We start from the raw sequence: 20,793 nt of genomic DNA on the forward strand, positions 1-20,793 counted from the left end.
TTGTTCGCCGGGCTGCAGGCAGCCAGGGAAAACATGAGCGAACCGGCAGCGGCAACGCCGAGGAAAGTCTTGATGGATGTACGCATGGGAGTGCTCCTTGGAATTGGCTCAATGGGTGTCCCGTCCCCGCCGCCCTGGTAGGGGCTGACTTTTTCCTGCGGGTCCGGCTTGGTCTGTCAGGAGTACTTCGGCAACACCCGCCCTCCCGGATGGGTCCCCACCGAACCGACACCAATCCGTTACCAACGCAATGGGGTGTCCTCCGGCTCAGTTATGCGGGTTCCAGCTTGCGCCTGAGGTTCTGCAAACCAACCTTCGTGCGGGATTTGGCCGTGGGTAGCGGTACGGAGAGCCATTGAGGAATTTCCGTTCACTCATGCGGTTAAGCGGGTATAAACCGCGGTTCACTTCCTACGCCGTGAGGCTGTTCGGGCCTCAGGAACGCGACCTTGGTCGTGCTGCAACGGGTACCTCGCTGCTGTTTGTTGCCCTCGTCCTGGGGCAGGCGCTCGGCGCGACGGCCGCAGGTGCCGTCGCCGCTGTCTGGGGGCTCGCTGCCACTTTTGTATTGGCAGCCGAAGTCACCGGAGCGGCAGTGGCGGTCCCGCATTGGCCTAAGACCGTGAATGAGACACCCCAACCCGAACGACGATCGAAGCAATGGGACGCCCTCTAACGTCGCGCGACTAGAGGCATAACCCATACCCTGCTCTAAAGGAGCTTTCGCTCATTGAAGACGAACCAGCGTTAGGAAAGACGGTAGATCCCCCCAGCGGTGACTCCCGACTAACTCCTCATCTGCCCATGCTGGGGTCAATTCGGGTTGTCCACGGCTGAATTGGGGAGCCGTCCGGGTAGCTCCCTGGCCGCCGTAGCGGTGGATACCCTTCGAGAATTGTCCCCGGTTGTGGGCAGCCGAGCCCTGTTTTCGGTGCCACCGGAACCCGCGTCTGCCTGAAGTGCAGCAAAGGTTTGGAGGCAGCAAAACGCGCGGCTGCGCTATCCCAGTTTTTGAGGAATTAGTCCACGGGGACCGGGACCTGCACATGAAGCCCGATGCCCTGTCAACCGAAACTTATCAGTCACACATGTTGGGACTTGAAAAAAGCTTCGGGAGCGGGCGCATGATCTTTCCTGCTGCCAGGCAGAGGCAGAGGTGCGGTCCTCCGGACCSCACCTCTGCCTCTTCGCTGCGTGTCTTAGTGTTTCTTGAAGGCATCCTTGATTTTTTCGCCGGCCTGCTTCAGGTCCGCTTTGAATTGCTCGCCCTTGCCCTCGGCCTTCAGCCGGTCGTTGCCGGTGGCATCGCCGGCGGCTGCTTTGCCCTTGCCGTGGAGTTTCTCGGCGGCGTTGTGGATCTTGTCACCCAAACCCATGGTAGTTCTCCTTATTTGGCCGCCCCCGCGACGTGAATGCCGTGGAGGCCGACAGTTAATTGTAGGGACGGAACCGTCAAGAGTGGGTGCGATGGACGACCGGAATAACCTGTGATTTGGGCCGGAATTGGCGATCGGTGCCAGCAGGTGGGTCCGCCGCGTGGATCTTGGCCCCGTTTCTTCGCTGCGGGCAGACGGTTGTAATTTTAATGTTCCGTCATGCGACGTGTCGCTGTACTGGAACGGCACGGCTCCACGGTCCCGCGCGTTGCGCTGGTTTCATGAAATCACCGCCGACTACTTGAACTGAATCCGTGCAGCTTGCCGTTGCTGGACAGTCCCACTCCTGGACTCAGAGCGCCCGTTGGCGGCCGATCTAAGCCGCAGGTCTGCTGGATCCATGACATACCCACCAGCGGCCGGATGGATTCCCCGTCAGCTTAGGCAGACCACTCATAGCTCTCGACGCCTCCGACAGAGTTACAGAGTCTGGAAGTAGCGACGTTGTTTGGAAGTAGTGAACTTTCGAAACGCCTTGCACTCCACAGGCGCGCCGATGCAGTGGCAGCATGCCCCAGCCACGGCCCTGGACAACGAGTGGGTGCCGGGCGCTTAGGCGGCCATGGCTGGATGGGAGGAAGGGCGGGCAATTACCGACAGAACCTCGTGTTCTGTGCACGCGAGGCCTGGAATTGGGACATGGCCGGCAAACGGGAGCGGGGAAGATCGGATAAATCGACATCCTTTGTCCGCTGGCGGAGCCCGAGAGGCGAAGCCCGCGTATTCGGTGACTTCCGGAAGTGAGACGGGGCCATGAGTTGGGCAAAGAATTCCGAGGCACTTGAGCGCCTCCCACCATTCTGGACTCCCGATAAAGGACCATTAAAGCAATGGACAGTTCTTTTATGAAAGTTCGGCAGTGCCGCGTTTGATGAGCGCCCGGGCGTAGCGCCGTGGAGCGCTGGGTCCCTAACGTTGAACGGCGCGGGCGCGCGACCATCTTCGAAGTGAGGGCCCCTCGCGTTGTCCGGATGTAGCGGCTTTTGCGGAGGGATGTTGTTACCGGGGGGGGGGGCGTTTGTGGATCGATAGCTACGTAGGAGGCGGAAGGTTTCCGCAAAGGAGCATCCTGACGTGAAACCTTTCGGCTACGGACATTCTGCCACCCGGAAATACGTGAGATGTGCCCTAATCGGTCTCGTCTGCGTGCTTGGAGGGCTCCATCAGGCTGTGTCCGGGTAGCTGGCCAAGATGTAGTTGCCGGCTGCTGGACCGGTCATTCGGCGGCGGCTGCTACTGGGATCTACCCCGTGGCGCCGGATGGCGGAACGGAACTCGGAGTCGTCCAGTGGCTTGATGTGGTGCAGTATGCACCAGCTTGTGTATAGGCCGTAGAGGCAGTCCGGCCCCAACGGGTCCTGCGTCTCGTCCGGGACTGTGGCGTCCAGGAGGAATCGTGTGATGTGCGAGGTGGCCATTTCCGGCTCCGTTCCGCGGGTGCATTCGTGTGCCGCCGTGCTGCTTCAGCGGCTCTCTTCGCGACCGTGCACCCGGGCGCGAAGGTCCAAATCCGCGAGAGTTCTTTGGACTCTCCGAATTTACGTCGCCTTGGTCAGTGTGTCCAGAGCAGGCATCTCGCGGGAAGGGCCCGGGTTTCTGCCTAGGGACGGTGGTGATGGCTGGTGAGCAAGTAGTGAGCGGGCGTGAACCCATCGACCACGTGGGATGACCTGCACGATGGGTTCTTGCGGGAGAGGCGGCTCACTCGCAGTATGACGTCGTCGCAGTGTCATTTCTTCGTGTTTTAGGCTGCGTGGTCCGGCGACGTCGGGCCCACTCACTGGGCGTGACCTTGGCGACCAGCGGCGAAGCGAGGGCATGGGATGAAGAGCGCACTCTGATGGAGGACCGATTCGGGCATTGACAACATCTTCTCCGCCCTGGCAGCAGCTTCCGACCGAGCGGTCGATGTCGTCGTCCCTGACACCTCCACCCGGTGCCTGTTCCGCCCGGACCGCGCCAGCCTCTCTTTGGGATGAGGCGTCCTCGTGCCCCGGGCAGGGTCAGCCAATGCAGGGCCTCCGTAGGGTTCGTGCGTCCGCTGATCGGCCCGGCACAGGCCCATCCAGCGACGGATGCGTCAGCGTCCTGATTCAGGCCCATCCGCGGACCGGGCGGACTCGAGGAGGTTCTGGTCGGGATCGATGCTACGCGTCAGGTCGCCTGCGAGTGAATCCCTTGCAGCCTCGCGCGCCGGGCGGTAGGGCGCGGCGTCGTCCCCAGCTTTCCCCGGTGTTGGAACCTTCGCTGATCGAAGAGTGGACTCGAACGTTGTCGGCCTGGCCGGCTAGCTTGTCCTGCTGTTCGGCTATTCGTAGGGTTAGTTCCATAGATGCAGAGCAGTCAACGTCTGCGCGCCCGAGCCGGCGGAGGGAAAATGGAGAACCAACCTGGGATTGATTTCGGCGGACGGTGGCATTGGATTCCCGATACGTCCGTACCTCGAGTGGCGGTCGACGGAGCCTCCCCGATCGAGGTGGACACGGAACCCGCCCTGCACCCGCCGGCTTGCGTCCTGAGCGGCTGCGCGGGTGAGACACGAGGGCGACTCCTCGGTCTGCGCTTGTGCGAGTTCTCCGACGGGACCTTGGACCCCGCATCCGCGGTGCGGGATCTGGCGGATGAGGACTTGGCGGATCTGGCGGACGCTCTGTTTGTTCACCTGGATTCGGCGACGCCCGCATTCGGTGCGCTGAGCTGGTTCGAGTTCGCCACCGAGGAACTTCGAAGGCGCAGAGACACCGACGTGGAGTCGCAATGACTGCGAAGCTTGACCTACTGCGCTGGTGGTACCCCGACGATGAGAGAACCGTTCCCCGCGAGTATCCGGATTTTCCTAGGCAGTCATCGACCGTTAGCTTATGAATTCTCCCCTTGGTCGGACGTTGGCGGTTGCGATTCCGCTACCAAGGACCCGCCGTCAGCGGCAAGGGAAGGGTCGGCCCCGGAAGAGTCGGCGCCCTCAGCCGGGTCTTCAGCGTGTCGCCGTTCACTCAGGACCTCGGCCGGGCCACCTGTGCCTCCTTCGGCCGGTTCCTCGGCGTGGCGCCGCTCGGTGTTCTTTGGGGATTCGCTCACGGTAAGCCCTCTCTTTTGTGCGGCTGGAAGACTTCCCGGAAACGATCCCTGGGCAGGCCACCGTGCCTCGATTATCAGCCGACGGGTTGCCTGCCATTCCGGAGTCATGCCCTGCAGCCAACCGAACCTGATTCCATCCTGTTCCGCGGGCAGACTACCGTCAAGACGTGATTGCCCACACGTGCGTGCAGCTTCCCGGGGTCGCGCGGTCGTTTAGGTTGTCAGTAGCGGATGAGGTCCAGCAGGGTGTTAAATGATGGCAGATTCGCGGTCACCAACTAGCAGTATGTAGGTATGATCTTGAAGTTCTGGAGAGCTGGAGCTCCGGGTGAGACGGGGTCGGTGGCGTCCGAGAGCCCTCCTGAGACCGGGGCGTCTCGTCCCAGTTGCCATCGGCCCCTCCATTTAGAGCGAGGGTTCAGTGAGGCCGGGACACGACTTAGCGGCAATGCCCCTTTCTCAATCCGCATAGGCCCATCAGCCGGACCCGATCAGTCTTGGTTAGCAATGCCCCGCCGCTGGGGTCAAGACGCTCTTCGGCGAGATCAGCGAACGCCTGCGCTTGGGCGTGGAAATAGCGGTTCCAAGCCGGATGTTTGCGCGTGTCGAATCGGGGAAGGAGAGGGTGTGCAAATAGTGCAAACCCTAGGCTTCGGATTGGCCGGACTGGGCCGGATTGCTGAGGTAGCCGGGGGAGTGGCGGATTATCAAGGACCGGAACCCGGTTCAAGTCCCACCTCGCGCGCAGTGTTACCTCGGTTCAGGGGGTTGTAGGCCTCTGCGCCGACGGTAAGGCCACGGACAGGTTTAGCGGGTGATGAACCAAGAACGCGCCTCAAGAAGGAAACCCACGGCGTTTATCGATGTCCTCCGGTTGACCAAGCCTTCCTTTCGACCGGGATGGACGGGATGAGGCCTTCGTCAGCGGTGCGTCCGCCGGCTCCGCCTTAATGGACAACTCGGCAGCAGCGGGCCCCGGGCCTGACGGCGTTAACGGTGATCCACTCGCTGCAACGTTCCAGTGCCCTGGCGAGGGTCAACTGATGAGGCCCGCCTTCGAGGCAGCCTCCGCGGGGCGCAGTTCCTTGCCGAGTGCGGCAGGGATGACATATCCACAATTGGACCGACCCCGGCCCCCAACCATGGTGTTATGGACACCCTGCGTCCGCTGCACTGCACTGCGACGCACTGGACGGCGCATCGGATGCGGGACTGTTTTCCCGGACTGAAGCAGGAAGCCTCCGGCCGAGTCCAGGAACTCGGCCGGAGGCTTCCTGCCGGTCACCAACGCCGGTCTCACCCGGGCTTAGTGTTGGCCCAGGCTTCCTCCGGTGGGGGGAACCGGGCCCGAGCTGCGTTCGATTTCGGCGTCGCGTTCGGCCGCGCTACGGGTGTCACTCACGGCTGTCCCGTCGGAATCGCCCTCGGTATCCACGAGGCCGTTGGTCTGGTCGAAGGGCTTGGAGTCGGACCGTCCGCCGACGTCGCTCGCCGCGGGGTCCGTGTCGTGGCCCAAGCCACCGCCCGGCCGGAGGCCCTCACCGGGGAACACGCTTCCCGAGGTGCCTGTGGGCGGCACGGAAGCGGGCGGTGTGTGTACGGTGGCCGCGGTTTCGCCGCCGGCAATGCCGTCGTCGGTATCCTTGCGCCCGGTGGCTGCGGCAACGCCTGCGGCGGCCGCTGCAGCTAGCCCGACTCCGGCGATCACCTTGCCGGAGACGCCGGCTTTGCCGCTGTCGCCGCGCGACCCGGCTGCCGCGTCAACACCCGGCGTTCCCGCTGCAGCGCCGGCGCCGACGGTCCCGCGCCATGCCCCCGTCGCGTAGCCTTCGTCTTCGATGAAAGCCTTGAAACGGTTGAGGTCGTTCTCAGCTTGCTTCTCCACTACGTTGAGCTTGTCGCCCACCTTTTCAACGACGCCTTCGGGCTCATATTCGAGGGACAACTGAACCGAGGTCTGGCCGCCGCCAAGGTCTTCGAACGTAACCGACCCTGCGTTGGTGGCGCCGTCGGTTGCGGCCCACGCCACCTTCCGGTCCGGAACCTGCTCGAGAATCTTGGCCTCCCATTGCCTGCGGACCCCGGCGATCTCTGCGGTCCACTCAAGCCGGTCGTCGCTGAGCTGTTTGACGGTCTTCACCCCGCTCATGAAGTGGGGGAATTCCTCGAACTGGGTCCACTGGTTGTAGGCCACGCTGACGGGCACATTGACCATGATTCGCTTTTCAACTTTGGTGCTCACGGTGTCTCCTTCGACTGGATCGGGATCGACAGTGATGAACTAGTCATCAGTAGGCTTACTATATCCGCGGGTTGGCGAACCGGCCAGAAGTTTTTCCGCCGCCGGGAAGGACGTGGCGTCCGCGTGGCTTCCCGGAGCCGTGGACATGCCGCGTGACGACAGGGGCTGGACTATCGGGTTGACAGTGCGAATAAGGGCTCCTAGCTTCTTACTGTCCGAGGGACATGTCCGGGCTGGTCTTTCACCACACTCACTGTTGATGCCGTTTCAGTCGGCGGTCACCGCCGGGATGCAGGAGGCCATGATGGCGAAGACATCACTGAAAGATTTTCTCGCCGAGTGCGTTGCCCGGGATTCCGGTGGAAACGGTCTCAGCCTGGACGAACTGTATGGCTTGTACCTGAGCTGGTGCGGGCTGGCGGGCTCGAATCCGGCCCGGTACAGGTCTTTCAGAGCCGGTCTGCGCGCAGCCGGGATCCGCCCCATCCACCGGGACGGGCGGTGCCCGGGACTGATGAAGGCCGGTCCGGCAGCGTGCGATTACCTGGTCCACCGTGAATTCCCGCTCGCCGTGCTGGACGTCCCGGACAGGACGACCCCAGTGCCGTCCGCCCCGGCGGCCGGAGCCGGCGCCGCTCGCCCCGGATGGCCGACCGGCGGCGCCCGCGGCTCCGTCCCTGCCGCCTAACGCACTTGCCGCAATGAGACCGGGGGTGTCGGGCGCGAACGCCGTCGATCAGCCTTTCCGGCCCTCGGTTGCCACGCCCTCAATAAAGTGCCGCTGCCCGAAGGCGAACAGGATCAACATGGGCAGGGTGATCAGGAGGGTGGCGACCATGACGTACTGGTAGTCTCCCTGTCCCCCGTTGGTAGGGCTGTATTTCGTCATGGCGTAAGCGATCCCCAAGGGCGCGGTGAAGCCCTCCACCGATCCGGCGTTCAGGTAGATCAGCGCGGACTGCAGGTTGTTCCAACTGGCTTGGAACTCGAAGATGAAGATCACCACGAGCGACGGGATGGACAGCGGCAGGGCAATCCGCCGGAAGAGTCCGAAGTAGCTGGCTCCGTCGATCCGCGCGGCCTCGAAAAGCTCACGGGGGAGTCCAAGGAAGAACTGCCGTTGCAGGAAGATGTAGAACGCCGAGCCGAAGAGGTTCATCCCGAATAGCGGGATCCAGGTGCCGAGGACCCCGAGGTTTTTCCAGATCAAATACTGCGGGACCATAGTGACGGCGCCCGGGAGCATCATGGTGGCAAGAACAAGGCCGAAGAGGAAGTTGCGGGCCGGGAAGCGGAAGTATGCGAAACCGAAGGCGACCATGGCGCTGGAAACGGTGACCAGAGTGGCGGCCAGGACAGCGATCAGGAAACTGTTGACCACCCAGTGCACCAACGGTAGTTGGTCCCACACCTGAACGTAGTTCTGCGGCGAAAAGCTGCGGGGGACAAGGGCGTTGTCAAACACCTCGGCACGGGGTTTCAGGCTCGCGGCGATGAGCCATACGAGCGGGTAAAGGAAAGCTCCGCTGATAAGGATCAACACCGTCCAGAGCAGCAAGCGGGCACCTGTGGTTCGCGGGCTGCGTGTCTTTTTGCGCGTCCGCCGTCCGCTACCTTGCTCCTCTCCATCCTGCGGAGGGGCGAGGCCCGGTGACTTTGACGCCGGCTGGATCCGTGTTGTTGCCATCAGCGCTTCTCCCCTTCGTAGTAGACAAACCTGTTCCCGATCCTCACTTGGACGAGGCTGATCAGCAGGATCAAAACGAACAGCACCCACGCCATGGCTGCAGCGAACCCGAAGTTGAATTCCCGGAAGGCCTGCTGGAAAAGATAGATCCCGTAAAACAGCGACGCCTCCGGGGATGAACTGGTCTGGTCCCTCCAGAAAAGGAGGTATGCCTGATCGAAAACCTGCAGCGCGGCGATCGTCAGGACAATCACGTTGAAGAAGATCGCTCCCGAAATCATTGGCACCGTGATGTAGCAGAACTTCCGGACCGGGCCGGCGCCGTCCAAGGCCGCCACCTCGTAAAGCTCCTTCGGGACACTCTTGAGCGCCGCCAGGAAGATGACCATGGTGCCGCTGACCCCCCACAACGTCATCAGCACGATCGACGGCTTCACCCAGGCCGGATCGATCAGCCACTGCGGGCCGGTTATTCCGAAAAATCCGAGGGCTTGGTTGATAGCTCCCGTGTTTCCGTTCAGCAGGAGCAAGAACACGGCCGCGGTGGCCACAGAGGGCGTCATCTTCGGGAGGTAGTAAACGGTGCGGAAGAACCCGGCGCCTCGCCCCACCCGGTTCAGCAAAAGCGCGAGCCCAAGAGCGACGCAAATTTCCAACGGCACCGCCAGGACGGCGTAAAACAGGGTATTGGCCAGCGAGAGGGCCACCTTCGGATCCTCAAAGAGGAGGGCATAGTTGGTGACACCGGCTGGCCGGGCCACGTTGGTGGCGAGGTTGTAGCGGCTGAAAGAGATCACCAGGCTGTAGACCATAGCGCCGAGCATGAAAACAACAAAACCGATGATCCACGGCGAAATAAACAAGTAACCGGCGATCGCTTCACGACGGTTGTACTTTCTTCGTTCCGGACGCCCGGCGCGCGTGGCTTTGCGCGACGCGGCTTCCACCGATGCCTTAGCTCCCACCTATGACCCCCGTTCTCCCAGCGCGAGGCCGGACTGATTCGACCTGGCGGTGCCGGCGGCGGGCCCCTTGCGTGACCCCGCGGCTTCGGCTAGCTTTCGATTTAGCAAGCTTACTTACAGTGTGGCAGTTAAAAGGGCGTTTGGCCGAAAGTTTTCCGGTGACGAAGTGATGCCGCGAAGACCTTGAACTTGACACGGGGAGGATTCAGATGAGGGTTCGGGAAAAGAGCGTGGCGGTGCTGGCTCTGGCAGTCTTGGGGCTGACTGCCTGCGGCGGGAGCGGTGCGTCCCCTGCGGAGACGGCTGATTTCAAGAAGGAAGCGTCAGGGGCGCTGACTGCTTGGGCCTTCGACAATGCTGACGACGTCGGCAAGGCGCGGATGAAGTACGCAGGAGAGCAGCTTCCCGACGTCAAGATCACCATGGATCAGACACCCTTCGACGCGCAGAAGTTCACCACCCGGGCCGCCAGCGGCACCGTTCCGGACGTGGTCCAAATGGACAGGGCCTTTGTCGCCACCTATGCAGCCCAAGGTCTCATTAAGCCGCTGGACGGGTGCTTCAAGGCGCACGGTATGGACCCGGCCAAGCAGTTCTATCCAGCGGTCACGCAGCAGGTCACGTACCAGGACAAGGTGTGGGCGGTTCCGCAGTTCTACCAGCCGGCTGCCATCATCCTTAATCAGGACGTCCTGCAAGCCGCCGGCGTTGCCCCGGACGCCATCGACACCTCGGACAAGGCGAAACTCCTCGGTGCTGTTTCCAAGGCCTATAAGTCCAACGGAAGTATTCCGGTAACGCTGGGTTTCGATCCGGTGGCCGCCGGCCAGGCCGAGCTCTGGATCCTGGGCCAAGGGGGAAAGCTGGTGGACGACAAAGGAGCCCCTGCCCTGGACGACCCGGCAAATGTTCAGGCGTTGACGTTCCTCAAGGAGATTTACGACGCGCAGGGCGGCTACGCGAAGGCCAAGAGCTTCAGTGACTCGTTCGACACCTTCGGCAAGGACAACCAGTTCGTCAAAAACCAGGTCGGCGCGCAGGTCGACGCCCAGTGGTATGTCAACGTCCTGGCGCCGTACTCGAAGTCACTCAACATTTCCGCCGTGCCCTTCAAGGGCAAGGACGGAAAACCCTTCACGGTGGCGGGTGGAACATCGTTCGTCATCCCTGCCGGTGCCAAGAACGCCGATGCCGCGTGCGCCTGGATGACCTCGTTGGTCACGGATGACGCCTGGTCCGCGGCCGGCGCTGCCAGGGCGGAGAAGATCTCGTCAACGCCCGGAGGCATGAATACGGGACTGTTCACCGGCTCGCCGTCCGCGGACAAGCTGATCCGGGACAAGTTCGTCAAGGCCAGCGGCAACGCAGGTTTCGATAAGACGATCGCGACCTACTACGAGGTCCTGCCGGCCGGAAAGTCGCTCGGAGCTTCGCCGGCTGGTCAAACCATCAAGACGGAAGTCAACAACGCCATCGCCTCCGCCCTGCTCGGTACAAAGGCCCCCGAGAAGGCCCTCGCGGACGCACAGGCGGCCGCGAAACGGGCATTCGACCAGACCGGCTCCTGAAGTCCGGGACGGCGAGGCCTTGGAGCGAGCCGGCCCCGGGTAGCACCGGGGACCTGGCGGTCGGAAAGGCGGGACATGGGGCATATGGTGCTGCTGCGTTCCTTGAGAAGTGAGGCGGGCAGGTTATGGCGAAAGTGACGGGCAGAGCGGGCAAGGACCGTCCCGACGTCTTTACGCGGTTCACCACCCGGACGGCCAGGATCCTGGGCCACGCCTGGGTATTTGTGGCCGCCGTAGCCGTGCTGATCATCTGGGCATTCACGGGCCCACTACTCGGCTTTTCGGATACCTGGCAACTGGTAATTAACACCAGTACCACGATCGTCACTTTCCTGATGGTTTTTATTATTCAAAACACCCAGAACCGGGACACTGCCGCCCTGCACCTAAAACTGGATGCGCTGATGTTGGAGCTCAAGGTCAGCAACGCCAAGCTTTACGACGCGGAGAATGAAGGAGAGGGGGAAATAGAACGGCAGCGTCAACGCATCGAGCATGCTGCCGCCGACGGGGAGCAGCGGGCACCTTAGTGGGCCGCTACTCCTAGTGGGTGCCCGCCGGCTTGGTCCCCAGGAGCAAGTTCAACCCCCAGCCCGCGGCGGTGATCAGCAGGATGGCTCCGGCCATCGAGAGGAGCTGCGCCGGCGAGCTGAGAATGCCGAGGCTGACGATCAGCGTGGTTGCCCCGGCCGGTGGGTGCGGCTTCCTAAGCAAGGTCAGCACGAGCGTCGTGAGCGCGACGGACAGTGCCGCTGCGGCCACATAAGGGATAGTAAGGCCGCCGACTGGGGCGGGCAGGCTGCCTTGGAGTCCGGCGCCGTAGAGGCAAGCTGCGCCCATAAGCAGGCCCGTCAAGTGCCCGACCAGGGTGTTGTCGTGCCGGGCCGCGGGCCGCCCGGGTGATTCGAAGAACAGCATTACCCTCGGTCCGAGGCCGGGAAACAGCCAGGTAGGTGAAGACCTACTCCGACTGCTCCGGTCAAAGCCAGAACGATGAGAGACAACACCGCGGCGTACGTGGCCGTCCCCAATGTGCTCCGGCTCGCGGCAAGCCACTTCAGCAGTGGCGGTCTCATGGGCACGATTTCACCTTTCGCTCGCTTCGGAACGACTAGCGCGCCACCACCAGGGCCTGCGGTGCCGCCTGTTTCATGCGGGTCTGCAGCCAGCGCAGTTGCACGGAGGTCTCGCTGTCGCACCGAGCGACGACGTCGAGGAGTTCGCGGTCGCGGAGGGCGGAGCCAGCTTGTTTCACCATGGTCCAGGTGACGTCGACGAGGCTGGCCAGCAGGTAAAGGTCCTGAAGGTCCCGCAGCAGCCCCACCGGTCCGTTGCGTGTTGTGGAAAGCCCCTCGGCATGGAGGCGCTCCGGTTCGTCCTCGTGCAGGACCTCGCCGTACCGCTGCACCGCAGGGAGCAGCAGGCGGCTGTGCTCCTCGCATTGCTGGGCCAAGGTATGGCAGAGGAAATGGACGTCCGGTTCCGCACCATGGCCTGCCGCCACCTGCCGCAAGGACTCGGCCAGCGTAGTTTCGGCCTGGCGAAGCAGGCCCAGGTAGATGTTCAGGTTCATGGTTGTTCGTCCTTTCCGCCGCGGGCGCCAGCGCCCGGGCTGATCGCCTCCGGGAAACGTGGTGGCGGCGCGGCGCCGAGCAGCTCCGTGGCTTCGGCGTCACTACCGCCGGCCGTGGGCCGGGGCGCCCGCTGTCCCGACGCCGAGGCGGGACGGGACGCCGTCGTGGTCGGCGCCGGTGCTGGGCCGGTACCGTCGCCGATCTTTTCCACCTTCACGGCGGCGTTCTTGAAGACCGGCTGCTTCGAGACCGGATCCCATTCGGTGAGGGTGAGTTCGTTCGCGGCGGTGGGGTGTTCCCCGGGGGAGCCGTCCCCATCCCAGTATCCGTAGTGGAACGGTGCGAAGACGGTGCCTCTTCGGATGTCGCTGACCCGGGCCGGGACTTCGATCCGGCCACGCCGCGACGTCACCCGGACGAGGTCGCCTTCCCGGATCCCCAGCCGCTCGGCGTCGTCCGGGCCCAGTTCCACCCAGGCGCTGGGGGCGGCTTGGGTAAGCGGGCGGGACCGTCCGGTCTTGGTCCGGGTGTGGAAGTGGTAGGCGGTCCGGCCCGTGGTGTAGCGCAGCGGGTACTGCCCGTCCGGTTCCTCGTGCGGAGGGGAGTAGTCGGCGGTTTTCAGGATGGCCCGGCCGCGCGGGACGCTGGCGCGGAACGACTCGGCGCCAACGGTGGCGCCGGTCAAGAGGTCATGCCCGTAGCTTTCGCAGTAGCCCGGGTCCGTGGGGAAGACGCCGTCGGCGTAGAGCCGCTCCCGGCCGTCCGGGTTCTCGTCATTGCACGGCCAAGGGATGCCGCTGCCGCCGCGAAGCCGGTCGTAGCTGATGCCGGTGTAATCGCAGGGCCGGCCGCGGGAGCATTCCTTCCACGCCGCGAAGCCGTCTTCGGGACCGGCCCACGGAAGCAGCGGTTCGCCCTGCAGGGTGGTGAACCCCATCCGGCGGGAGTAGTCGAGGAAGATCTCCAGGTCGCTGCGCGCTTCACCCGGCGGTTCGACGGCCTTGTCCGAGAGGTGGACGATGCGGTTGACGTTCGTGAAGGTCCCCGTCTTTTCGCCCCAGGCCGCGGCCGGCAGGACGACGTCGGCGGCCTGCGCCGTTTCGGTCAGGTACAGGTCCTGCACCACCACGAACAGCTCGGGTTTGGCCAGGATGCCCCGGATCCGGGGCAGATCCGGCATGGAGACCGCCGGGTTGGTTGCCGAAATCCAGAGGAACTCGATTGAGCCCTGCTCGGCGTAGCGGAAGATCTGCATCGCATGCGTCGGTGGTGCCCAGTGCGGGATGACCAAGGGGTCCACGTCCCAGAGCTCGGCCAGTTCCCGGATATGTTCGGGGTTCTCCCAGTTCCGGAAGCCGGGGAGGTCCCCGTCGGCGCCGCATTCGCGGTTGTTCTGCGCGGTCGGCTGGCCGTTCATTTGCAGGATCCCGCAGCCGGGCCGCCCCAGCAGCCCGCGGAGCAGGTGGAGGTTGTTGACCTGGCAGGAGGCGGCGGTGGCTTGCGCGGACTGGTAGAAACCCTGCAGGACAGTGGACAGCACGCGGGCGGAGGTGCCGAAGATGCGGGCGGCCTCCCTGATGTCCGCGGCGCTCACGTCACATACCGCTGCCGCGGCTTCCGCCGTCCAAGGTTCGACGGTGGCCTTCAGTTCCTCCAGCCCGACCGTGTGCTTGTTTACGAACTCCTTATCGAGCCAGCCGTGCGCAAGGATCTCGTGGACAAGGGCGTTCATGAGGGCGAGGTTGGTGCCGGGCCGGACAGCGAGGTGGACGTCCGCGTGGCGGGCGACTTCAGTTTCGCGCGGATCAACGCAGACGATTTTGGGGCGGTCCGGTCCGGCGATGCGGTCCAGCACGCGTGACCACAGCACGGTCTGCGTCTCGGCCATGTTGTGTCCGTACAGGAAGATCGCGTCGCAGCTGTCGATGTCGGTGTAAGTGCCGGGCTGTCCGTCGGCTCCGAAGGACTCCTTCAAAGCCGCCGCCGCGGTGGCGGTGCACAGTCGGGTGTTGCCGTCCATATGCGGGGTTCCGATGCCGGCCTTCCCGATCACGGCCAGGGCGTAATACTCCTCAAGGAACAGTTGGCCACTGGTATAGAAACCGTGGCTGAGCGGTCCGCGTTCCTGAAGCAGCTGCTGGCTCCGCTCGGTGATGCGGTTCATCGCCGTGTCCCAATCGCATTCGACCAGCCGGCCGTTTTCGCGGATCAAGGGCCGCTTTAACCGGTCGCGATGGGAGACGCCCTGCCAACTGGCGAACAAGCCCTTCGGCCCCAGCCGGCCGTGGTTGACCAGGTCTCCAGCGCGGCCGCGGATACCGACCATGGCACCGTCCTTCACGGCGATGTCGCACGCGCAGCCGTTGCTGCAGAGCACACAGGCGGACTGGACCCAGCGGTCGACGTCGTCTTCGGTGACACCCTCGCCCAGCGTCTGGTCCACCCTGACAGGCCAGAGCCCGTCCCTGGGGTAGGGCGTCCTCGCGCCCCAAATTTGGGCAATCCGGTCAACCATTGTGGTCCTCCTGAACGTTCGGGCCGCCAGAAAGTGCTGGCCGCGATAGAGCCAGGCCAATCCTCGCCTGGCTCCCGATTGATGATGGATTGTCCCTCCCGGCATTGCAGTCATGCCGGGAATGAGAGAGACCGCTCAAACGCAAGGGGACTTCCAGCAGCAATCATCAGATTTAGCACCAAGGCCGACTCCCGTCCATAGGTGCGCTCTCTAGCAGCAGATCCCAAGCAGCAAGGGTGCGGCACCGGGCGCGCGAACCTGCGCAGAACAGATGTATCAACTTCGACTGGTTTTGAACGTAGACGAAAATCTGCCCGAAATACAGACCAGCAGGCGGAATCAAATTCGGCGATGACATCAGATTTCGCCCTAGGGAATAGCGTTGAAGTCATGCAATTCCCCCCGGCTATTCAGCCCGCGCGGCTGGGCGAGTACCGGTAAACGTGTTAAAGAGTTCGACCCTGCGTGGTATTCCTGCGGCCCTCTTCAGCCTTGGAGGATTGTCCGAAGACGGGCGGCTGCGTTCGTTCAGCCAGAGTTGGGCGTTAGCTTCGCTTCGGGCAGATTATGCGGCTGACGCCAATATCCGGAATAAGCTGTTCTTGAGGTCTGAACCTTTACGCAAGCCGGCGCGTGGGATTCAGCGCTGGCGACGTTGACAGTCCATGCCTTCGTTGCGCTAGCCTCACGGTCCCTGCGGCTTGCCCTGGTCGTGGGGCAACTGCGGGAGTCCAAAGAGGACCTCACAGCCGCGATGCGTTCAAGGACAACGATCGACATCCATCGGCACGATCATGGCGCAAAACCGCCGCACGAAGGCAGGGGCTTTCAAAATCTTGGTCCGGGCCTCGAATTCGCGCAATATCAAGCTCAAGGACTTGGCGGCACAGGTCATCGACTCTATTTCGGGCGAACAGCGAGTCACTACCCACTTCGACGATTAGAGGGGTCGGGTTTCAATACCCGAGCAGAAGCCCGACCCAGGGGCTTCCCAAATCATCTGATATATGGTTAATCTGGACATGGTCAGGCAGAGGCCGTAAGGAATCGTTCAAGGACTAGGCCTTTGCCCCGAAACCACTTCTTCCTTTCTAGTGCGAGCTCTGCTATAACGGGCAACCTATTTCGATGCGCGAAACCGAGCGTTTGCATCGTGACGCAGTCGCCATGGTGAACTCTGCGGCCAGTACGGGACCGGAGTTGCGGCCTTCGACAAGGCGGGCGCGGTAGCTATGACTTAGCCCCAAGAACTCCGAACGGGCCTCGCCTAGCAGTATCCGGCCTGCAGCGATAGCGCGCATTGGGGGCGGGCCGGCTGAGACTCGCCAGGGCGCGGCCCGTTCGGTCCTTTGTCACGGTTTAGCGAAAAGGCGTCTACGAGCCTGCGCCGGTAAGCCTGCGCATGGGTCAGGACACAAGAGCGCCCCGATGATATTGGGGGATTCATCGGGGCGCTCCACAACAGGCTATTTAGCGGACTACGGCATGTCAATAACCCGCCGCGTTGGTCCCTTGGTGCCCTTCGGATCGCAGTGCGGTCTACTGCCTACCTCGCGGGGGGTGCTCTCTAGACCTTGGCGGGGCATGTTCTTCGCTGGCCGGGCCCGGTTTCGTTGGAGTCTGCGGCCTACCAGGTCGAGCAGTTCTGCCCTGCCGACGAGTCGGCCAGGTGCACACATGCGGTAAGCGACGCCTGGAGCTTGCGGAGATCCGTTGAAGGAATGAGCGGCCAACGGCGACTCATGCTGAAGATTCGAGGGAAATCGGCCGAGTCCGGTCCGGGTCGACTACATGTCGTCACCGCTCAGTCCGTCCCGCTGAGGCTTCTCACCTCGACGGCGCAAGCCGTTTGCGTCACCGCTTGTTCTACCACCGGCGATAGTGCGCACCCGCCGGCCGCGGTACTATCTCATGAGGTCATGAGGGCTGCTTGCACTGCAGTACGGGGGTCTGATGGTGGAAGATTTGGGGCCAGCGTATGCCAGCGTCCCGGGGCCGGCAACTATCCTGGCCGGGACGTTTGTCCTGGACGGGCCGACCGGGAACATGACGTGGTCGGACGAGATGTACACCATCCACGGCTACCGCCGCGGGGAAGTGGCACCGACGCTTGCCTTGACCTTGGCTCACAAACACCCGGACGATCTGCCTCGGATCCAGGCGGTGAACGCCAAACTCTTCGCCCACGGCGGGCACGTGGCCATCTACCACCGAGTTATCGACGCTCGCTTACGCGAACACCGTGTGCTTACTGCGGGGGAAGCCCGACTTGACGACGCAGGGAAGCTCGCGTCCGTATCGGGAGTAATGCTGGATCTCACCTCGACCATACAAGCCGAGACGGCGCTAGCCGCCCGTGAAGCTGTCCAAGGCGCAATGGCAACCCGAACGACCATAGCGACCGCGGCCGGTATCCTCATGGGCCGCCTCCGTATCAGTTCCGATGAGGCATTCAAACTCCTGATGACTTACAGCAATAACAGAAACGTCAAACTGGCCGGAGTGGCAGACCGACTGCTGGAACTGGGCGATGACAAAGCCGATGATCGGGCACTGGACAGCTACATCCACGAGATTCTCAACGGCCGCCTGTCCCGGGAGTGACAGCACACCAACAGTTGCGTGCCCTGACCCATCCGATCCCGTTCCCGGTTCCGAATCCCTCCTGAACAAGGAGCTACCCGGGGTTTCGAGGGACGGTCATGCACGAACATGCACAGCAGGAGCTGACAGCCAAGGTTATCCACGAACTGGCGATTGACCCCGTCCGGCTCTGGGTGCACTATCTGGGCGTCGGAGGCAACGACGCGCTGGACCTCGTGCTTGCCTATATCGAGGGGAGCGGAACTCTGCCGTCCAGGGAACGCGACATGCTCTCCTGCGCCGTGAATGACCTCACTGTGGAACCTCCGGGGCAACCCCGGGCGCCGTTTTCATACTCGGACACAGAGTCCGGTTGATCCCGGGCCCGGTCGGCAAAATGCTGGGTCACACGAGTCGCATCAGCCCCGCGACTCCGCCGTGGGCGCGTGAGTCAAGGGCAACGACGTCGGCGTACCTCGAGGCGGGGAATTCCGCGGGCATGGTGTACGTTGCACATGCGTCAGACCAGCGCGCGAGAAAAGAGAATAGACAAAGTGGCAACCGATTACGACGAAGTACGTTCCGACGTCAAGGAATCCCAGGACCGCTCCTTGGAAGCGCTGAAGTCCGCCAATGCCCAGGATGCCCGCAGCGTCGTCCGGGAGTTGGATGAGTCAGACGCTCTGGATGATGCCATCACCCCCGGCGGGGAGTTCGTCGCCGAGGAACTCATCGTCGAAGTCATCCCCCAGGCTGAGGACGAGTTCACCTGTTACTCCTGTTTCCTGGTGCGGCATCGCTCCCAGCTTGCGCGCGAGAAGAACGGCCACTCGTACTGCGTCGAGTGTGAAGCGTAGGACAGCCAGGATCAGCACGGTCCCTCGTGGCTGGTATCGCGGGGTGACCGTGCTTCGCCCGGTGCGCCCCGCGGCCGCGGGGACCGACGCTGCAGGTGGTTGCGCTGCCAGGGCGCTTCGGTTCTACAATCGCGCATGGAGAATCTTCGATTCAGCGTCGAGGTCGCCGCTCCCGCGCAGCACGTCTGGAACGTCATGCTCGACCTCGACACCTACCGCGAATGGACGGGAGCCTTTCACGACGGATCGACCTATGAGGGCGGCTGGAACGAGGGCGACGAGATCCGCTTCGTCGGCCCGAACGACGACGGCACGGCGAGCGGTCTCATCGGTACCATCGTGGAGAATCGGCCCCACGAGTTCGTGTCGATCCGCTATATCGGCGATGTCCAGAACGACGTCGAAAGCCACGAAGGCCCCGCTGTCGGGCTGCACGAGAGCTACTCGTTCAGCGAGACGGGCGGGGTGACAACTCTCGTCGTCGAACTCGAGGTGCCCGACGAGTGGGCCGACGACATGCGGGGCATGTGGTCGGAGGCGATCGGCTCGATCAAACGGCTGGCGGAGCGCGCCTAGGTCGACGAAATCCCGACCCGGTCAGGGATGCCGGCAGCCCCGACGGCAGCCTTCCAATGGGGCCCGGATGGGCCGCGCTGCAGGAGTCGCCGCGTTCCGTTGACACCGGTCCGGGCCGCGAGGAGACTTTCTTGTGGGGGGTGCCTCTTCGAAAGGAGCCCCAAATGCCGTGGCATGTCGAGGGCACGTATTTTGAGAATTGCAACTGCGATATGGCCTGCCCCTGCACCACTTCGGGGCTGACCGCACCGGCGGACAACGAACGCTGCAATGTGGCACTGGCCTTCCACATCGAAACGGGCGACGTGAACGGCGTCGACGTCGGCGGCCTGACCGTCTGCGTCGTAGCCGATACTCCCGCCCTAATGAGTGACGGCGGCTGGAAACTCGGAGTCCTGATGGATGCCGCCGCCTCGACCGAGCAGGCCGAAGCGCTCGGCGCAGTCTTCGGCGGCCAGCTCGGGGGACCGATGGCGGGCCTCGCCCCCTTGATCGGTGAAATGGCGGGCATGGAGTCCCTCACCATGGCCTACGCCGACGACGGGCGTGTCCACCGCGTCGGGATTGGCAGTGCCGTTGACATGGTGGTCGAGGACTTCGTGTCTCCCTTGGATCCCTCAGGCCTGGGAGTCAAAATCAGCGGGGTCGGATTCCCGGCCGATACCCTGGCAGTCGGTAGGTCGAGCACCGCCCGCGTTGACGTGTTCGGGATGACCTGGGATAACGCCGGCAAGAACTCCTACTCCGCCCCCTTCGCCTGGTCCGCGTAGTGCCGGGTAGGAGCGGCCTGGCTGCCACGCACCATGCCGCAGAGTTGGCCTTGATCGGGGGCGCCGGGCTGGCGTGGTACGTCACGGTCTCAGGCCTGGCCGACATGTCCGCAGGCCCGGGGACCATGGGACTGGGGCTCTGGGGTTTCCTGGGCGTGTGGACACTGATGATGGCTGCCATGATGTTGCCGGCGTTGGCGCCCCTCACTTCGACGTACCTCAGGTCCATCCGTGCCGTCCGCAGCCGCGGGGTCCGGGCCGTCCGGACAACTGCCCTGATTGGCGGTTATCTCTTGACGTGGATCGGATTCGGAATCGTTGCCTACGGGGCCGCGGAGCTCTCCGTGCTGCTGGCTGAGAACGCCGCGGACGTCGCACCCTGGGTGGGGGCTGGAGTGCTCGCGGCGGCCGGCGCCTACCAGCTGACCCCGCTGAAGGATTTCTGTCTCAGGCACTGCCGGTCGCCCATAGCATTCCTATTGCACGTCTCCGGGTATCGGGGCCGGTTGCGTGACGTCCGCGTCGGCATGTACCACGGGGTCTATTGCGTGGGCTGCTGCTGGGGCCTCATGGTGGTGCTGATTGCTGTTGGCGTGATGAACCTGGCATGGATGGCGGTGCTCACGGTCGTTATCTTCCTAGAGAAGACGTGGAAATACGGCCCCGCCCTCAGCCGGATCATTGGAGTCTCACTGATCGTGTTCGCGCTCTTCGTCCCGGCCCGCCCGGAGCTGCTGCCCGGGCTCCACATGAATGCGGCCATGTGAAGGAAGGCAATCACGGAGCTGGATGGTTTGATTAGTCCGTGCTCCGTCTAAAACGCCTTTTGGTTTTCAGCCTGCTCGCGGTGTGCGCCATCGCCGCATTCTCGTTCTGGGCAGTCCGGCAGCCCGGCGTCGATGCCCGTGGGGTCCTTGCTCCGCCGCCGCGGGCGGTTGCGAA

General features: G+C 63.4%; 16 protein-coding genes. 9 read left to right on the plus strand and 7 right to left on the minus strand.

Annotated elements, in window-relative coordinates:
• Window positions 1–1,199: 1,199 nt before the first annotated feature.
• The 4 genes from AC1DBL_RS11360 to AC1DBL_RS11375 form a co-directional block, all read right to left on the minus strand.
• Entirely contained in the window at window positions 1,200–1,376 is a 177-nt protein-coding gene (locus AC1DBL_RS11360; protein WP_476892663.1) for a CsbD family protein, read from the minus strand.
• Between the two features lie 4,444 nt (window positions 1,377–5,820).
• The gene (locus AC1DBL_RS11365; RefSeq protein WP_441418766.1) at window positions 5,821–6,756 is read right to left on the minus strand and encodes an SRPBCC family protein; all 936 of its coding nucleotides are present in this window, start codon (window positions 6,754–6,756) and stop codon (window positions 5,821–5,823) included.
• Window positions 6,757–7,492: 736 nt separating this feature from the next.
• Window positions 7,493–8,443: a carbohydrate ABC transporter permease gene (locus AC1DBL_RS11370; RefSeq protein WP_441418765.1), complete on the minus strand. Its 951-nt coding sequence runs from the start codon at window positions 8,441–8,443 to the stop codon at window positions 7,493–7,495.
• A complete protein-coding gene (locus AC1DBL_RS11375; protein ID WP_441418764.1) occupies window positions 8,443–9,390 on the minus strand; it encodes a carbohydrate ABC transporter permease in 948 nt (315 codons plus the stop codon). The genes AC1DBL_RS11370 and AC1DBL_RS11375 overlap by 1 nt, the downstream gene beginning before the upstream one ends.
• Before the next feature lie 227 nt (window positions 9,391–9,617).
• Here AC1DBL_RS11375 and AC1DBL_RS11380 point away from each other — a divergent pair, with 227 nt between their 5' ends.
• Both AC1DBL_RS11380 and AC1DBL_RS11385 read left to right on the plus strand, forming a co-directional pair.
• Window positions 9,618–10,976 carry an ABC transporter substrate-binding protein gene (locus AC1DBL_RS11380; protein ID WP_441418763.1) on the plus strand — a complete coding sequence of 453 codons (1,359 nt, stop codon included), beginning with the start codon at window positions 9,618–9,620 and terminating at the stop codon, window positions 10,974–10,976.
• Window positions 10,977–11,101: 125 nt separating this feature from the next.
• Window positions 11,102–11,506 carry a low affinity iron permease family protein gene (locus tag AC1DBL_RS11385; RefSeq protein ID WP_441418762.1) on the plus strand — a complete coding sequence of 135 codons (405 nt, stop codon included), beginning with the start codon at window positions 11,102–11,104 and terminating at the stop codon, window positions 11,504–11,506.
• A 13-nt stretch (window positions 11,507–11,519) separates the two neighbouring features.
• Here AC1DBL_RS11385 and AC1DBL_RS11390 read toward each other — a convergent pair whose 3' ends face one another.
• From AC1DBL_RS11390 to AC1DBL_RS11400, 3 genes are all read right to left on the minus strand, one after another.
• A complete protein-coding gene (locus AC1DBL_RS11390) occupies window positions 11,520–11,894 on the minus strand; it encodes an HPP family protein (protein WP_476926126.1) in 375 nt (124 codons plus the stop codon).
• A 193-nt stretch (window positions 11,895–12,087) separates the two neighbouring features.
• Window positions 12,088–12,549: a hypothetical protein gene (locus tag AC1DBL_RS11395; RefSeq protein ID WP_476926127.1), complete on the minus strand. Its 462-nt coding sequence runs from the start codon at window positions 12,547–12,549 to the stop codon at window positions 12,088–12,090.
• Window positions 12,546–15,065 carry a molybdopterin oxidoreductase family protein gene (locus AC1DBL_RS11400; RefSeq protein ID WP_476926128.1) on the minus strand — a complete coding sequence of 840 codons (2,520 nt, stop codon included), beginning with the start codon at window positions 15,063–15,065 and terminating at the stop codon, window positions 12,546–12,548. The genes AC1DBL_RS11395 and AC1DBL_RS11400 overlap by 4 nt, the downstream gene beginning before the upstream one ends.
• A 794-nt stretch (window positions 15,066–15,859) precedes the next feature.
• On the opposite strand from AC1DBL_RS11400, the gene AC1DBL_RS11405 reads away from it, so the two are divergent.
• The 7 genes from AC1DBL_RS11405 (at window position 15,860) to AC1DBL_RS11435 (ending at window position 20,618) form a co-directional block, all read left to right on the plus strand.
• Window positions 15,860–16,009: an ANTAR domain-containing protein gene (locus AC1DBL_RS11405; RefSeq protein ID WP_441418758.1), complete on the plus strand. Its 150-nt coding sequence runs from the start codon at window positions 15,860–15,862 to the stop codon at window positions 16,007–16,009.
• A 1,009-nt stretch (window positions 16,010–17,018) separates the two neighbouring features.
• Complete coding sequence (locus tag AC1DBL_RS11410) at window positions 17,019–17,669, plus strand: PAS and ANTAR domain-containing protein (RefSeq protein WP_476909465.1); 651 nt, start codon at window positions 17,019–17,021, stop codon at window positions 17,667–17,669.
• A 98-nt stretch (window positions 17,670–17,767) separates the two neighbouring features.
• Complete coding sequence (locus tag AC1DBL_RS11415) at window positions 17,768–18,025, plus strand: hypothetical protein (RefSeq protein WP_441418578.1); 258 nt, start codon at window positions 17,768–17,770, stop codon at window positions 18,023–18,025.
• Between the two features lie 177 nt (window positions 18,026–18,202).
• Window positions 18,203–18,505 (plus strand): DUF4193 domain-containing protein, encoded by a 303-nt coding sequence (locus tag AC1DBL_RS11420; RefSeq protein ID WP_476909464.1) that lies wholly within the window; start codon window positions 18,203–18,205, stop codon window positions 18,503–18,505.
• Window positions 18,506–18,640: 135 nt separating this feature from the next.
• On the plus strand, window positions 18,641–19,081 hold the full coding sequence (locus AC1DBL_RS11425; protein ID WP_476926129.1) for an SRPBCC family protein: 441 nt from the start codon (window positions 18,641–18,643) through the stop codon (window positions 19,079–19,081).
• A gap of 164 nt (window positions 19,082–19,245) precedes the next feature.
• Window positions 19,246–19,851: a DUF1326 domain-containing protein gene (locus AC1DBL_RS11430; protein WP_476926130.1), complete on the plus strand. Its 606-nt coding sequence runs from the start codon at window positions 19,246–19,248 to the stop codon at window positions 19,849–19,851.
• A gap of 44 nt (window positions 19,852–19,895) precedes the next feature.
• Window positions 19,896–20,618, plus strand: coding sequence for a DUF2182 domain-containing protein (locus AC1DBL_RS11435; RefSeq protein ID WP_476926131.1), 723 nt, complete (start codon window positions 19,896–19,898; stop codon window positions 20,616–20,618).
• The last annotated feature ends 175 nt before the right edge of the window (window positions 20,619–20,793 follow it).

This window comes from Arthrobacter sp. 10T44, from assembly GCF_056393885.1.